The organism is Acinetobacter sp. F9 (genome assembly GCF_019195275.1).
GTDB classification, from domain to species: Bacteria; Pseudomonadota; Gammaproteobacteria; order Pseudomonadales; family Moraxellaceae; genus Acinetobacter; species Acinetobacter pseudolwoffii.
In genome coordinates, this window is the sequence record NZ_CP078068.1 from 613185 (window position 1) to 628007 (window position 14823).

Below are 14823 nucleotides of genomic sequence, written 5' to 3' on the forward strand. Positions count from 1 at the left end.
TGCGGTTACTTTCCAAATGGCAGGCACAAAAAAACGGGCTTGAGACCCGTTTCTTTTATTTTGGGTATTAACGTTTAACAGAACGTGACATACCAGCAAAACGTTGTTTGAACTTGTCGATACGACCGCCAGTGTCAACGTTCTTTTGCTTACCAGTGTAGAATGGGTGGCAAGCTGAACATACGTCTAGGTAAAGTGTTTCTTTACCAGCAGCTGAACGAGTTTCGATTACGTTACCACATGAACAAGTCGCAACTAAAGTTTCATATTTTGGGTGAATATCGGCGCGCATGGTCGATTACTCCATTAGATTCAAGAAGGTTTAGCTGTCATCGCTATTGATCACTCTCAAATGAGGAAGCAGGAACAAAGTTCATGCAGATCAACACCACAACAGACCATTCTTTTGGCCCACCGAGACGGATACCGTCAGAGCTAAGCACAACAAGTGGGCATTATTATACGTGAAATGAATTTAATATGCGAATTATTCTTCTGCTTCTAACTCAGCCTCTTTGGCCCACACATTGGCAATAATCCCGCAAACCATCAATTGAATCTGATGAAAAATCATGATCGGCAAGACAATCATGCCCAATGGCTGGCCAATAAATAGAATTTGTGCCATCGGCACGCCACTGGCCAGGGTTTTTTTAGAACCGCAGAAAAATACCGTTTTCTGGTCAGCGCGACTAAAACCCAGCCAGCGTGGGATATACAGCGACAACAGCATCACCAGGGTCAAAAGCACCGAACAGGCTAGCAATAACAGCAATAATGTACTGAGACTGACTTCATTCCAAAGTCCCGCTACTACGGCGCTACTAAAAGCACCATAGACCACCAGTAAAATTGAGCCTTGATCGAAGACCTTGACGATTTTTGGCATTTTCATCATTTTTGGATAAATCCAGGGACGTAAAATTTGCCCCAAGATAAAAGGTACCAATAACAACAGCGTAATCTGGATAATCGAAGCGGTTGGGTCAAACCCGTGCTCAGATTGACCTAAAATGAAAAATGCGACCAATACCGGGGTGATAAACATGCCGATAATATTGGAAAAAGATGCACTACAGACAGCACCGGCCACATTCCCATGTGCGACGGAAGTAAAAGCAATCGAAGACTGAACGGTAGATGGCAGGAAGCACATAAACAGGAAGCCCCAGTACAGCTCCTGCCCGAGCATTGGCAATAAAATCGGCTTGGCCAGCAAACCTAGAATAGGAAACAAGGCAAAAGTCAGTGCAAAGACCAAAGTATGTAATTTCCAGTGCATGATCCCCTCCACCACCGCTTCGCGGGACAGCTTGGCACCGTGTAGGAAAAATAGAATGGCAATCGCGCCTGTCGTGATCCAGCCAAAAACTTCAGCGGCCTGTCCGGAGACAGGCACTACACTGGCCAACAGCACCATGACAAATAGCAATATCGTAAAGCGGTCCAATGCCAACAATTTAAGCATCTGCTGTTCTTCCCTTAAAGTTTTATTGTTCGATAAAAAAATGCCCGGCTATCTTAACAGATGCCGGGCCCATGCTATGCACTCAGGTTGATGTAATATTTTCATCTACACGTGAATAAATTTCATCTATCACGCTACATCCCACTTAGTTATTACGTGCATCCTGATCTTGCTGGATCAGCTCGATTTTATAGCCATCTGGGTCTTCTACAAATGCAATCACAGTCACGCCACCTTTCATTGGGCCAGCTTCACGCACGACATTACCACCACGTGCCTTAATCTCTTCACACGCCTTATAAGCATCATCGACTGCAATCGCGATATGACCATAGGCATTGCCCAGCTCATAGCTGTCTGTATCCCAGTTATGCGTCAATTCAAGTACGGTGTGATTTTCTTCATCGCCATAACCGACAAAAGCCAGGGTAAAACGGCCCTCTTCGTAATCACGTTTACGAAGCAAAGTCATGCCAAGTACTTCAGTATAGAACTTGAGCGATTGTTCTAGATTGCCTACACGTAACATGGTATGCAGCATGCGCATATTAATCATCCTTCTGTACAGATTGTTGTTGGTGTTCACCGAGCAGTTTTGCGACCCAAACCACCAGAATCAGGATCGGAATCCCAATTAACGTGGTCATGAGGAAGAATTTCGGATAACCAATATTGGTCACTATAGTACCCGAATATCCGCCTAAAATCTTGGGAGTCAGGGTCATGAGTGAGCTAAAAATCGCATATTGAACCGCGGTAAATGACACACTGGTCAGGCTCGACAAGAATGCAATAAATGCAGCACCCGCAAGTCCGGCAGCCAGATTATCGACAATAATGGCAAAATAAAGCCACTTGTCGCTATAAGGTTTGATGACCTTACCACTGACTTCGATCATGTCGGAACTACTGCCATCTATCACCGCCAAAGGCTGAATATCGACATCCAGATTCTGGCCAGGGATGAGCTGATCATTGACCTGATAAACATGTGTGGTTTGCTGAAGCGCCTGGCTATCTTGCATCAGGACTGCACTGACAATATGTGCGGGTGACTGAATCAGTTGCTGCGCAGGAATCGCGGCAGTAAATACGCCTTCACTTTCTAATTTTGCCTCAAGATTCTGATCATTGATTTGTAAAACAATCTTTTGATTCGGTTGCAGCGCTGCACCGACATATTGACCACGTACCACAATGGTCTTGTCCTGTTCAGCGACATTGAGGGTATTGTCACTGGTGATCGGCAGAATCTGTAACTGGGTGCTGCCCTGTTGTGCGGTCAAATACGGCATGCTGACCTGCACTGGCGCTTGATTGGTATTATCTGTATTAAGATAAGCGGCTGACACTTGTAGCTGTTTGCTCTTCGCCAGCACTGCACTCGGTACATCTAGCTTCCAGTAACCCACTTCATCGGTCTCTGCCTGATAAACCTGATTACCGGCTTTAACTTCCACAGCTGCCAGTTTTTCACCAGACTTGACCAGGCCGATAAAAATCAGGTTGGTGGAACAGGCCAGTACGGCACCGACAAACATCAGTTTCATGATGTTCATCTTCTGGGCCAAGAGCCCGCCAAGGAAACCACCGACTAAAGAGAAAATCACTCCATAGACTTTAACCGCCTCGGCAATCTGTTCTTTACTGAAATTCAGGTCCTGATAGAACACATTGGAAATGACGCCGGCAATAATATCGGAGACTCGATAAAAACCGATCAGCAATAACAAGACCAATGCCAGTTTCAAGCCATAACGCTTAAAGAAATCTGCAACCGGATTGACCCAGGTTTCATAGGCCATCTGCTTGTTAACCGCACCCAATTTTACCAAGCTTGCCCCGATAGCAAATGCGACGGCACCTGAGCCAATAAAGCGCAAGGCCTCAAAACAGAATAAGGCAAAAGTATCTTGAATGGCGAATTGTTCGGTGATGCTGGCCACCAGATTGCCCGAATAGATATAGCTCAAGACAAAACTGATCACCGCCACAAAAAACACCGCGACTAAACGGAAATAATCACTGCGCACATAGTGTTTGCGCACCCGGTTAACCTGCGGCTCCCGAATGGACAGTGTGGTGATAATACCGACCAGCATGACAGCAGCCATCGCCAGATAGGTCCATTTCCAGGCATCGTAGATATAGTTGCCTTTCGCAGTTCCCAAATAGGCTGCCAGAAACAAGGCACCAGCACCGGCGACGATCATCCCGATCCGGTAACCGGCATTATAGGTGGCGGCCAATACGGTCTGCATCTGGGTTTCCGCCAGTTCAATCCGGTAGGCATCAATCACAATATCCTGCGTTGCAGCAGAAAAGCCTAACAGGACTGCACCCAGCGCCATTTGCTGTAAATGAGTTACGCCCAAAGCCGGATCAGAAAAAGCCATAATGGAAATGGCGCAGACAATCAGAATCTGTGCAATCAGCAACCAGGCTCGACGGCGTCCCAGAGCCTTGGTCAGAAAAGGCACTGGCAGTTCGTCAATGAGCGGCGCCCAGACGAATTTAAACGAGTAGCCCAATGCTGCCCAGCTAAAAAAAGTGACTGCACTTTTGCTGATTCCGGCCTCACCTAACCATAAAGACAGACTGGAAAAAATCAGAAGAATCGGGACACCGGCCGAAAATCCCAAGAACAGCATGATCAAGGCACGTCGATCTAAAAATGCTGTAAATGCGGATTTCCAACCCGTCGTTTGTGTTGTCATTGCTTTATTATTTTCCGCGGAAAAACCAATTGCTGCTATTCAATCCTGTAATAGCGCATCTTTCAACAAGATTTATATATTTATCACATTTCCGGTTTTTTATTTTCTGGCAAAAGCCACATGTTCGCTTGAATTTTCCAAGCAAATCTGTATACCTTAACGCTTATCAACGTAATATTTCGTTTTGGATTTCAACAGTGACCCAGAGACTCGATCAAATTAATTCTTCTATCGCCAGCAACAATACGACAACACCAGAAAATATCCGCTCAGATTTACTTATCTCGGCATTTGAACAAAGCGAAATTCACAACACCCTTGAGCATACCCGCTTAAAATCCACCCAACTGACGCACATTCCAAACCTAGAAAAAATTCCGGCGTCGACCAAACGGATCAAGCCCCTGAATAATTTCTTGGGGCAAGACCGCGCACGGGCTTCGGTAGAGGCCGGGATTGCCTTACCTTATTCAGGCTATAATATTTTTGCCGTGGGTACGGCTGGCCTGGGCAAGCGCACCATGGTGAAGCGCCTGCTGCAACAGCATGCCAAAACCATGGAAACACCCAATGATTGGGTTTATGTCAACAACTTTCAAAACCAGCGCCAACCAATAGCTTTGGAGCTGCCTGCCGGTCAGGGTCCAAAATTTCAGGCCATGTTAAACCAAAGCTGGCAAACCATTCTGAAACAGCTTGAACGCCGTTTTACCGCGGAAACCTATCACAACCGCATTGAAATGATTCGCCAGGAAACTGGCGATGAACAGCAACAGGCGCTGATCGAACTCACCAAAGAAGGTTCAGAACTCGATCTGAAACTGATCTCGCGACACGATGAACACTGCTTTGTTCCCGTACATCTGATTGATGACAAATTACAGGAAATGACTCAGGAAGATCTGAATGCGCTGAGCAATCAGGATCGGGCCGAATTGGCAACCAATATGCGCTATATGGACAAAAAACTGGAGCGTCTGGGTTTGCATCTGGGTGATCTGGAAGATGATGCACGCGACCGTGTTCAGATTCTGAATCGTGATATTGCCAAACAGGTGGTGGTGCCACGTGTAGAACAGATTTTATCCAAGTTCAAACATGTGCAAGGCTTGGAACATTATCTAAAATATTATGCCGAAGATATTATCAATAATGTCGAAATCGTGCTGGAACAGGAAGAGGATGATTTCACCCCGGCACTATTCAGCCGCGTACCGGCACGTTATCAGGCCAACGTGATTATTACCCACAAGCCGAATAGCGGTGCGCCAGTCATCTTTGAAGATTTTCCAACACATTACAATTTACTCGGTCATGTGGAACAGCTAACCCAAAATGGCACGATCACCACGGACTTCACCCTGATTCGTCCCGGAACGTTGCATAAAGCCAATGGCGGCTTTCTGATGCTGGAAGCGGAACAATTGCTGGAACAGCCTTATGCATGGCAAGGTTTGAAGCGTGCGCTTAAATCCGGGCATTTAAAACTGTCTTCGCTTGAGCATATGATCACGCTGACCGGCAGTATTTCAATTGAACCGGCATCGATTCCATTGAACATTAAAGTGATCTTGCTGGCCGAGCCTGAAATTTATTATGAAATTCTAGAGCTTGAACCGGAGCTGGGCAGCATCTTTAAAATCCGTGCTGATTTTACCGATACATTACAACGTAATGACGACAACGAGCAGGCCTATATGCAGCTGATTGCCGACTATGTGCAATCGGATAAATTATTGCCTTTTGACCGTTCTGCTTTGGCTGCACTGCTCACAGATTCCAGCCGTCAGGCCGAAGACCAAAGTTCATTATCATTACATGCCCTGACCTTGGGTGACCTGATTCGTGAAGCGCATCATCATGCCTTTCAGGCCGGTGACAAGATGGTCTCGGAAAAACATATCAATACCGCACTCGATCATCGCAAATATCGCTTAGGCTATTTACGTGAGTTGTACTGGCAGGATCTGACCCGTGGTACACAGCTAATCGAAACCCGTGACCATCGTCTGGGACAGATTAATGCTTTATCAGTAATTCATTATGCCGATGTCGAATTTGGCCTTCCTTCACGTCTGACTGCTTCGGTGTATCAAGGGGGTGGTGACATTCTCGACATTGAGCGCAGTGTGGAACTCGGTGGCTCCTTGCATGCCAAAGGCGTGTTATTGATGTCGTCTTTCCTGAAAGCACATTTTGGTCGTGAACAGACCCTGCACTTCTCTGCGGCGCTGGCCTTTGAACAAAGCTATGGTCAGGTCGATGGTGACAGTGCCACAGTCGCGGAACTGTCTGCCCTGCTCTCTGCGATTAGCCAGTTACCGATTGATCAATCCTGGGCCATTACCGGCTCCATGAACCAGTTGGGACAAGTACAGCCAGTGGGCGGTGTCAATGCCAAAATTGAAGGTTTCTTTGATGCCTGCAAGCTGCAAGGTCTGACCGGCAAACAGGGCGTGATTATTCCACGTCAGAATATGCAGCATCTGATGCTGCGTAAAGATGTCACCATTGCTGTCGAAGAAGGTCAGTTCCATATTCATGCGATTGATACCATTGATCAGGCGCTGGAAATCCTGATGGCGCGTCCGGTCGGCACCTTGGATAAAAAAGGTCGCTATAGCAAAAATTCAATCTATGCCGCGGTGATGGCACAGCTGGATTACTGGCAAGCGATTGAAGATGGTGGTGAGCTGGTCGAATTACCGAAGAAAAAGAAAAAAAAGAAGAAGAAAAAAGACAAGAAGCAAATTGTTGAGCCACAAATTGAACTTGAAGCAGGTCATGCAATAGCCCAAAAGCCAAATGCAGCAACAGAAGATTAATCCGGTCGTTGCTCTATCTTTAAAATAGCAATAAAAAAGCGCTTCTCAATGAAGCGCTTTTTTAACATCTGGCCTAATTTAAACCTTAATTAAGCATCAGCTGCCGGGCTGTACTGTTCAACCAAAGGCTTTAATTCACCTTTTTGGAACATGTCGAGCATGATATCGCTCCCACCGATCAATTCACCATTGATCCAAAGCTGTGGAAATGTCGGCCAGTTGGCGATTTGTGGTAACATCGCACGAATGTCCTGATTTTCCAGAATGTTTACATAAGCAAACGGACGACCAATCTGACTGAGTGCTTCTACTGCACGTGCAGAAAAACCACATTGTGGAAATTGCGGTGTGCCTTTCATATAAAGAAGTACTGCATGTTTAGCAATTTGGTCACGAATTAACGCTTCGGTATCGCGTGCTTGTTCAGTCATTGATAAATCCTCAACTCATCTGTCTGGCATTATACCCAAATCCAGACAAAACAGTATGTCTAAAGCAATAATTCCAATTTTATTTACAATTACCCTTTAAATCTGAGCGGGTTTTTGCTTATATAAGTTTTTCTTTCCACCTAACAGTTAAGAGTTAGTCATGAATAATATTACCCTCGCACCGGTACAAACTGATCAACCTTCTCACTTGATGCCTGTATTTGGCCGTCAACCGATCAGCTTTGTCCGAGGACGAGGTGCATATCTTTATACCGAAGATGGTACAGAGTATTTAGATGCATTAACCGGAATTGCAGTATGTGGTCTGGGTCATGCGCATCCAGTCATTGCCGAAGCAATTGCTGATCAGGCTGCGACCTTGATTCATACCAGCAACCTGTTTGAAGTGCCTTGGCAAACTGCGGCAGCACAAAAACTGGCCGAAGTCGCGGGTATGGAAGAAGTATTCTTCTCCAACAGTGGCGCAGAATCAAATGAAGGTGCAATCAAAATTGCACGTAAATTCGGTCATATGCAAGGCATTGCTTCACCCAAAATTATTGTGGCGGATCGTTCTTTCCATGGCCGTACCATGGCCACCCTTTCTGCAACAGGCAATAAAAAAGTTCAGGAAGGCTTTGGCCCGCTGGTCGAAGGTTTTATTCGTGTACCTTTTGGTGATCTCGAAGCGATTGAAGAGGCAGCGCTTCATCATCCGGATATCGTAGCCATTTTAGTTGAGCCCATTCAGGGTGAAGGTGGTGTAAATACCGCACCTCAAGGTTTCAGCTATCTCGAAGAAATTCGTCAAATCTGTAACCAGCACAACTGGTTGATGATGCTAGACGAAGTGCAAACCGGGAATGGCCGTACGGGCAAATATTTTGCTTATCAGCACACCAGCATTATTCCTGATGTACTGACCACAGCCAAAGGCTTGGGTAATGGTTTCCCGATTGGTGCCGTCATGACTCAAGGTCGTGGTGTAGGTGTATTAACTGCCGGTAATCATGGTTCGACTTATAGTGGTACAGCTTTGGGTTCACGTGTGGTCTACACCATTCTCGATATTATGCAAAAAGAAAATATCGTCGCCAATGCTGCGGAAAAAGGCGCTTATATCGTGGATCAGCTACGCAACAAACTGGCCGATCAAAATGTGAGCGTGCGTGGTTTCGGTCTGATGATCGGAATTGAATTACCGAAAGAATGTACTGAGCTGGTCGCAATTGCACGTGATGAATACAAAACCATCATCAATGTGACTGCCGGTAATGTGGTTCGCCTGTTGCCTACCCTGAACATTACTCAGGAACAGGCTGATCAGCTGATTGAGCGTTTAGTGAAAATGATCAACGCTTTTTTGGCCTAAACCCTGCGCTTAAAAACAAAAAAGCCGCTTGAAAGCGGCTTTTTTATATTCTGTATCTTATGATGCGGCTTGTAAAATACGCCCACCAGAAATCTGGTCAAAATATTGTTTCAATGTATCTAGGCAACGAAGAATTTTTGTCGGTTGTTGCTCACGTTTCGGCATGACTGCATATAGTGTAATCGGTGGAAGTCGCCATTCAGGCAAAACTTCAACCAAAGTGCCATTCAGTAAGTCTTTTTTCGCATCGAGATATAAAATCTTGGCAATCCCATTGCCCTGCAAGCACATCGATTTTGCCACCAGACCATTATTGGTACTGAAACGGGATTTCAATTCAAAATCGGCTTTTTCTGCAGTATTGACATTTTGAAACTGGAAATACTGATGATTTTTGATATGGGTCAAAGGCAGCACATCATGATTTTTAAGATCATCAGGACGTGAAATAATGGTACTCTGATTAATATAACTCGGTGTCGCCACCAGAATTTGCTCAATCTGCATCAATGGCACCACCTGAAGATTGTGCTCATCATTTTTCTGTTCAAATCTTAAGGCGATATCGATACGCCCATCGAACAAATCAACCTCATGATTATTGGTTTCCAGATGTACTGCCAGGCCACGATGTGCGGACATCCAGTGAGAAAGTGCAGGAATCACATGATTCGCGCACAATTCTGGCAAAGCGACAATGCGCAGTTCACCCACAAGATCATCGCGTAATTCATTGATTCGGACTTTACCGCGCTCTGCAGCAGATAGCATTTCCTGGCAACTGTAGAAAAAAGCTTGTCCCGCTTCCGTCAAACTTAACTTTCTCGTTGAACGATTTAAAAGTACCACTTCCATATCATGTTCTAATGAGCGAATTTGTTGACTCACGGCGCTGGTCGTAATCCCTAATTCACGGGCAGCACCGCTAAACGAGTTTTTTTCTACAACACAAGCAAAAACACCCATTGCTCGAAGTTGATCTAACATAAATTTCCCTCTAAACTTATGAGATGCCTCATCATTTGATAAAAGCAACTTATTGTATTATACGGCGAAATTCACGTTTTGCATTATTTATTTAATTGTTTGGTAAAACTGTAGTTGGATTAATCGGTTTGCCGTCTAAGCGCACCTGAAATTCAAGCATGGTTCGCGTTGTACCAGTTGAACCCATTTCTGCAATTTTTTGCCCCGCTTTTACATTCTGTCCGCTTTTTACATCCAGTTTGCTGTTATGGGCATAAGCCGTAATATAGCCATTAATATGCTTCACCAACACCAGATTGCCATATTCTTTCAGGCCATCTGCGGCATAAACCACCTGCCCGTCTGCTGCTGCAAACACCGGATCACCGACATTGCCGCTATAGCGTGTGCCCTTGATATTAGATGCCAGATTATACTGCTGCAAAACTGGGCCATTAGACGGTTTTACCCAACCTAAACCCGCGGCAGTAGAGACGGGTGTCATTGGCGCCGGCGTGCTCACACGCGGTGTAGTCTGCACGGTGGTCGCTGGTGTAACTGGGGCCGGTGTTGGTACTGCAATCGTTTGACGCTGGATAGGGGCTGCCTGAGTCACTGCCTGCGTGCTGGTACTGCGACGTACGGTATTATTTTTCAGGCGGATCGACTGTCCCACATAAATCCGGTAAGGTGCAGCAATATCATTCATCTCGGCAACACTGATATAGTTCAGTCCATAACGTGCTGCGATCCCACTCAATGTATCTCCTGAACGTACCGTATAGAAATCAGGAGCTGTCGCATAACGCGTCGCATTATTTACTTGAGGTTTGGTGGCACAACCGGTGATTACTCCTGTAGAAATAACAACGGTTGATAAAACTAGGGTTTTAATCAGGGCTGCAGGCGAAGCAACAACACATTTCGGTAACACCAAGAACATTATCTTCCTCTCTAAGATCTATACGGTTGCAAAATCCCGTTAAGATTAGCAAAGTTTTACTGCAATATACTTGCAATCGCGAGTTTTTCACAAAGTTATAACACTGAGAACGCATTTTCTGCCAATTGTGTTTGAAGATTCCGCAAAACCTCATAGTTGGTGGCATCCATCTGAATCGGAGTAATGCTGACATAGCCATTGGCCACAGCAAAGAAGTCCGAGTCAATCTCGCTCAACCCTTGCTTGGGTTCTGCTACTGCTTCTCCAGACAGTCCAATCCAGTACACCTGACGACCACGTGGGTCAACATGACTGGTGATGGGCTTCGACTGACGGCGGCGGCCTTGATAAGTCACTTTTTCACCCTGTAATTCAGCCATATCCGGAATATTGATATTAAAAATATGACGCTCAGGAAGAACCGGCAAACCGCGTGCAATAAAATCATGTACCCAGTTGGCAGCCAGCTGATAATCCTGAGGGTGTTGATAGCTGCGTACATTCGGCCCACTCAATGACACCGCAATAGCAGGATGTTTACTTAAGCGACCTTCAAAGGCTGCCCCGACTGTACCGGAATACAAGACATCATCCCCCAGATTGGCACCACTATTAATACCGCTGACCACCAGATCAAATTCAAAGTCAAACAGGCCGTTCATAGCCAGATAAACACAATCTGCCGGAGTACCATTGACAGCCCAGACATCGAGAGAAGTCTGAATCGGGCGTAAAGGTCGGTCCAGAGTCAAAGCACTGGAGTAACCACTGCGCTCACTTTCTGGCGCTACAATAACAATCCTCCCCAAAGGTTTTAGAGCCTGTGCCAATGCTTGAATACCCGGTGCAAACACACCATCATCATTTGAAACTAAAATATTCACTGAAAAATCTCGTCGCGCTAAAAAATGACTGGTTAGGACATTTAATTGTATTAGTGCTGGAATTATATATATTTACTGCTCGACATCCATCTTTAAAATATGTGGCTCAAGATGATTAAAAAATTCTCTTTATTTAGTGCTTTCGCTTTAAGCCTGGCAGTATCTGTTTCTCCTTCAGTTATGGCGAGCGAGCTGACTGTTGACGAAAACAATACCATTGTGAAAGAAGACATCGCATCGGCACAAGTCATGGCTGAGGTTTGCCCGGCTATGATTGGCCAAAATGCAAAATTAGACAGCATTATTCAGACTCTCATCCAGTCTTATCTTGCAGACTACTCAGATAAAGGCATGAGCTATCAAAAACTACAGGCAGATAGCGAATATAAATCTTTACTGGAAGAAGCTCGTCAGGGTGCAAAACAAACCAGTACTGACGAACAAAAAACCGTATGCGAAGAGATTCTGGATTACCAGGGCTAAGCTAGATAAATCTTCAAATAAGACGGTGTAAACATCGTCTTATTTTCTCTTACAGATTTCTTCATAATTCTACAGCTTCGCTACATTTTCCCACTTTTCAATTTCAAAAATAAGTTTAAGCTAGGCAAATTATTGTTCTAAATCTATTTTTTGAGTTTTTTAATGAAATATCCATTACTTCAAGCCATGACACTTTGTGCAGCTTCTGCCGCGACTCTTTTAGGCACCTCTGCATTTGCAGCCAATGAAAATATCAATGTCACACCAACCCAGCAAGTGACCAAGCAGGAACTGGCTGCGATTTATGTTCTTTCAGAAATCTGCCCGAGCATGGTTAAAGACAAGTCACAGTTCAATCAGGGCTATACCAAGCTGGTGACTGAATATATGCCAGGTCAGCGCAATCCGGTTGCAAGCTTAAACCAGATGGTTCAACAGAACGATTTCCGCAGTATTCTGGCTGAAGCACAATCTGATGCCAAGAAAGCTGGCAAGAAAAAAAATCAGGTGATTTGTAATGAATTAACCACCTATAACAATTAACCTGCTTTTCTGCCGATTACTTACAATACTTTTGAAATAAGACCGGGTTTCCCATAGAAGTCCGCCTAGCTTTATCCTAAAATGCTAGGCTCTTCGTGCTTACATCAAGATATAGGAACCCACTAGAAATGACCCAAAAAACTGCCCTTGCTGCATTATTATTAGTTCCTAGTTTTAGCTTTGCAGCAACTGTCCTATCTGCACCACCAGAATTGAATAATAAATCCTACGTGCTAATGGACTATGAGACAGGGCAACTTCTCGCTTCAAAAAATGAAAATGAAAAATTAGCCCCTGCTTCAATGACCAAGATGATGACCAGCTACATCATCGAACAAAAACTATTGAGCGGTGAACTCACTGAAGATGAACAAGTGCGCATGAACGAGTCAGCATGGTGTCGCGGCAGTAGCGCGGAATCATGTATGTATGTACCTTTAAATGGTACGGCAACTGCACTTGAAATGCTTCGCGGGATTATTATTCAATCAGGGAATGATGCATCGAAAGCCATGGCTGAACATATTGCAGGGAACGAGGGTACCTTTGCACATATGATGAATCAGGAAGCCAAACGTATTGGCATGACCAATACCAGCTTTATCAATTCAACCGGTATGCCTGCTGAAGGTCATTATTCGACTGCCAAAGATATGGCAACGCTGGCACAGCACATCATTAAAGACAGTTCCAAGTATTATCCGATTTATGCTGAAAAAGAATTTACCTTTAATGGCATCAAGCAAGGTAACCGTAATGCCCTGCTGTATACCGACCCAAGTGTAGATGGCTTAAAAACAGGTCATACCAATGAAGCAGGGTATTGCTTGACCACGTCGTCTAAACGTGGCCCTACTCGCTTGATTTCAGTTATTTTTGGTGCACCTACCATGCAGGAACGTGCAACGCAGACACGTGAATTGCTGGCTTGGGGTTATGCGAACTTCGAAACCAAAAATGTTCAACCAGCTAAACAGGTACTTGCTAAAGCCAAAGTCTGGTTTGGTAAGGAAGATGAAGTTCAAATCGGACTTGCTGAAAACTTTAATGTGACCATGCCTAAAGGTCAGGCCAATGCGATTAAAACCCAGCTGGTGGTTCAACCGAAACTGACTGCACCATTACAACCGGGGCAAGTTGTCGGTAAATATGTTGCGACTCTGGATGGTAAAGTCATTTCAGAAAAACCTCTTGTGGCTTTGAATGCAGTGGAAGAAGCGGGTTTCTTCGCGCGTATGCTCGACCATATCAAACAGTTCTTTAGCAACTTGTTCTAAGTCTAAACAGACCATTTCAGTCTTGGACTAAGACCAAAGCACTCATTCAGATGGGTGCTTTTTATTTTATACTATGCACATGATCCTTCATCATTTATCGGACAGATCGTTATGAGCCAAAATATTCGTTCTTATTTAGATATGACCCCACAGATTGATGCTTCCTGTTATGTCGATCCGATGGGAATTGTGGTCGGCGATGTGGTTTTGGCTGAAAATGTTTCGGTATGGCCTTTTGCCGTAATTCGGGGTGATGTGAATCATATTCGGATTGGTAAAAACTCAAATGTACAAGATCACTCGATGTTGCATGTCAGCCATAAGAAAGCCGATAAGCCTGAAGGTTCGCCTTTAATTATTGGTGAAGATGTCACCATTGGCCATCATGTCAAACTACATGGTTGTACCATTGGCAATCGTGTTTTGGTCGGTATTGGTACGATTATTCTGGATGATGTGATTGTTGAAGATGATGTAATGATTGGTGCAGGTTCGCTTGTTCCACCGAATAAGGTTTTGGAAAGTGGTTATTTGTATGTGGGCAGCCCTGTGAAAAAAGTGCGTCCGCTGACAGATAAAGAAAAAGCATTTTTGCCTTATTCAGCGCAGAATTATGTGAAGGTTTCGGGGAATTACAAGTAAAATAAGAGTTAAAAGCTAAGTTTCGGTTTAAGTCGATGTGTCTAATTCACAACATCGACTTAAATAAAATTGATCAATTCGGCTATTTCAAAGCTTTCTAAATGGGTCAACATTCCTATTCCTGTATTCAAGGAAAGTAAGACCTCCAGCAATAAAAAATAAACAAGATACTCCGAAAAAAAATTTATCATTAAAATTAATCCCCAGACCTATAAGTCCCGCACTTATAAGTGCAAATAAACAGATTAAAAAGCGATAGAAATTTAAAAGCA

Annotated in this window: 15 protein-coding genes; 6 read left to right on the forward strand and 9 right to left on the reverse strand. The window is 44.6% G+C overall.

What is annotated here, in order from left to right:
- Positions 1-67: 67 nt before the first annotated feature.
- From rpmE to KT990_RS02965, 4 genes are all read right to left on the reverse strand, one after another.
- Positions 68-292 (reverse strand): 50S ribosomal protein L31, encoded by a 225-nt coding sequence (gene rpmE, locus KT990_RS02950; RefSeq protein ID WP_005096496.1) that lies wholly within the window; start codon positions 290-292, stop codon positions 68-70.
- 195 nt (positions 293-487) lie between these two features.
- Complete coding sequence (locus KT990_RS02955; RefSeq protein WP_100329814.1) at positions 488-1468, reverse strand: bile acid:sodium symporter family protein; 981 nt, start codon at positions 1466-1468, stop codon at positions 488-490.
- Positions 1469-1613: 145 nt separating this feature from the next.
- Positions 1614-2015, reverse strand: a complete 402-nt coding sequence (gloA, locus tag KT990_RS02960; protein ID WP_005096493.1) for a lactoylglutathione lyase — start codon at positions 2013-2015, stop codon at positions 1614-1616.
- 1 nt (position 2016) lies between these two features.
- Positions 2017-4185, reverse strand: a complete 2169-nt coding sequence (locus KT990_RS02965) for an AmpG family muropeptide MFS transporter (protein WP_218209143.1) — start codon at positions 4183-4185, stop codon at positions 2017-2019.
- A 197-nt stretch (positions 4186-4382) separates the two neighbouring features.
- Between KT990_RS02965 and KT990_RS02970 the strand changes: the two genes are divergently transcribed.
- Positions 4383-7010 carry an ATP-binding protein gene (locus KT990_RS02970; protein ID WP_218209144.1) on the forward strand — a complete coding sequence of 876 codons (2628 nt, stop codon included), beginning with the start codon at positions 4383-4385 and terminating at the stop codon, positions 7008-7010.
- A gap of 89 nt (positions 7011-7099) precedes the next feature.
- Here the strand turns inward: KT990_RS02970 and grxD are convergent, their stop codons facing one another.
- On the reverse strand, positions 7100-7441 hold the full coding sequence (gene grxD, locus KT990_RS02975; RefSeq protein ID WP_004279738.1) for a Grx4 family monothiol glutaredoxin: 342 nt from the start codon (positions 7439-7441) through the stop codon (positions 7100-7102).
- A gap of 160 nt (positions 7442-7601) precedes the next feature.
- Between grxD and KT990_RS02980 the strand changes: the two genes are divergently transcribed.
- The gene (locus KT990_RS02980) at positions 7602-8813 is read left to right on the forward strand and encodes an aspartate aminotransferase family protein (RefSeq protein ID WP_005171669.1); all 1212 of its coding nucleotides are present in this window, start codon (positions 7602-7604) and stop codon (positions 8811-8813) included.
- 57 nt (positions 8814-8870) lie between these two features.
- On the opposite strand, the gene KT990_RS02985 is transcribed toward KT990_RS02980, so the two are convergent.
- From KT990_RS02985 to surE, 3 genes are all read right to left on the reverse strand, one after another.
- Positions 8871-9800, reverse strand: coding sequence for a LysR family transcriptional regulator (locus KT990_RS02985; protein ID WP_005096486.1), 930 nt, complete (start codon positions 9798-9800; stop codon positions 8871-8873).
- A gap of 91 nt (positions 9801-9891) precedes the next feature.
- The gene (locus tag KT990_RS02990; RefSeq protein ID WP_005096485.1) at positions 9892-10722 is read right to left on the reverse strand and encodes a peptidoglycan DD-metalloendopeptidase family protein; all 831 of its coding nucleotides are present in this window, start codon (positions 10720-10722) and stop codon (positions 9892-9894) included.
- Between the two features lie 95 nt (positions 10723-10817).
- Entirely contained in the window at positions 10818-11606 is a 789-nt protein-coding gene (gene surE / locus KT990_RS02995; protein ID WP_218209145.1) for a 5'/3'-nucleotidase SurE, read from the reverse strand.
- A gap of 111 nt (positions 11607-11717) precedes the next feature.
- Between surE and KT990_RS03000 the strand changes: the two genes are divergently transcribed.
- The 4 genes from KT990_RS03000 to KT990_RS03015 all read left to right on the forward strand — a co-directional run bounded on the left by KT990_RS03000 (position 11718) and on the right by KT990_RS03015 (position 14551).
- On the forward strand, positions 11718-12089 hold the full coding sequence (locus KT990_RS03000) for an MCR_0457 family protein (RefSeq protein WP_005096482.1): 372 nt from the start codon (positions 11718-11720) through the stop codon (positions 12087-12089).
- A 162-nt stretch (positions 12090-12251) separates the two neighbouring features.
- Entirely contained in the window at positions 12252-12632 is a 381-nt protein-coding gene (locus KT990_RS03005) for an MCR_0457 family protein (RefSeq protein ID WP_005096480.1), read from the forward strand.
- Positions 12633-12760: 128 nt separating this feature from the next.
- Positions 12761-13909 carry a D-alanyl-D-alanine carboxypeptidase PBP5/6 gene (dacC, locus tag KT990_RS03010; RefSeq protein ID WP_005096478.1) on the forward strand — a complete coding sequence of 383 codons (1149 nt, stop codon included), beginning with the start codon at positions 12761-12763 and terminating at the stop codon, positions 13907-13909.
- A 111-nt stretch (positions 13910-14020) separates the two neighbouring features.
- Positions 14021-14551, forward strand: a complete 531-nt coding sequence (locus KT990_RS03015) for a gamma carbonic anhydrase family protein (RefSeq protein WP_005096476.1) — start codon at positions 14021-14023, stop codon at positions 14549-14551.
- Between the two features lie 87 nt (positions 14552-14638).
- Here KT990_RS03015 and KT990_RS03020 read toward each other — a convergent pair.
- A partial coding sequence (locus tag KT990_RS03020; RefSeq protein ID WP_218209146.1) for a hypothetical protein occupies positions 14639-14823 on the reverse strand: 185 nt, incomplete at its 5' end.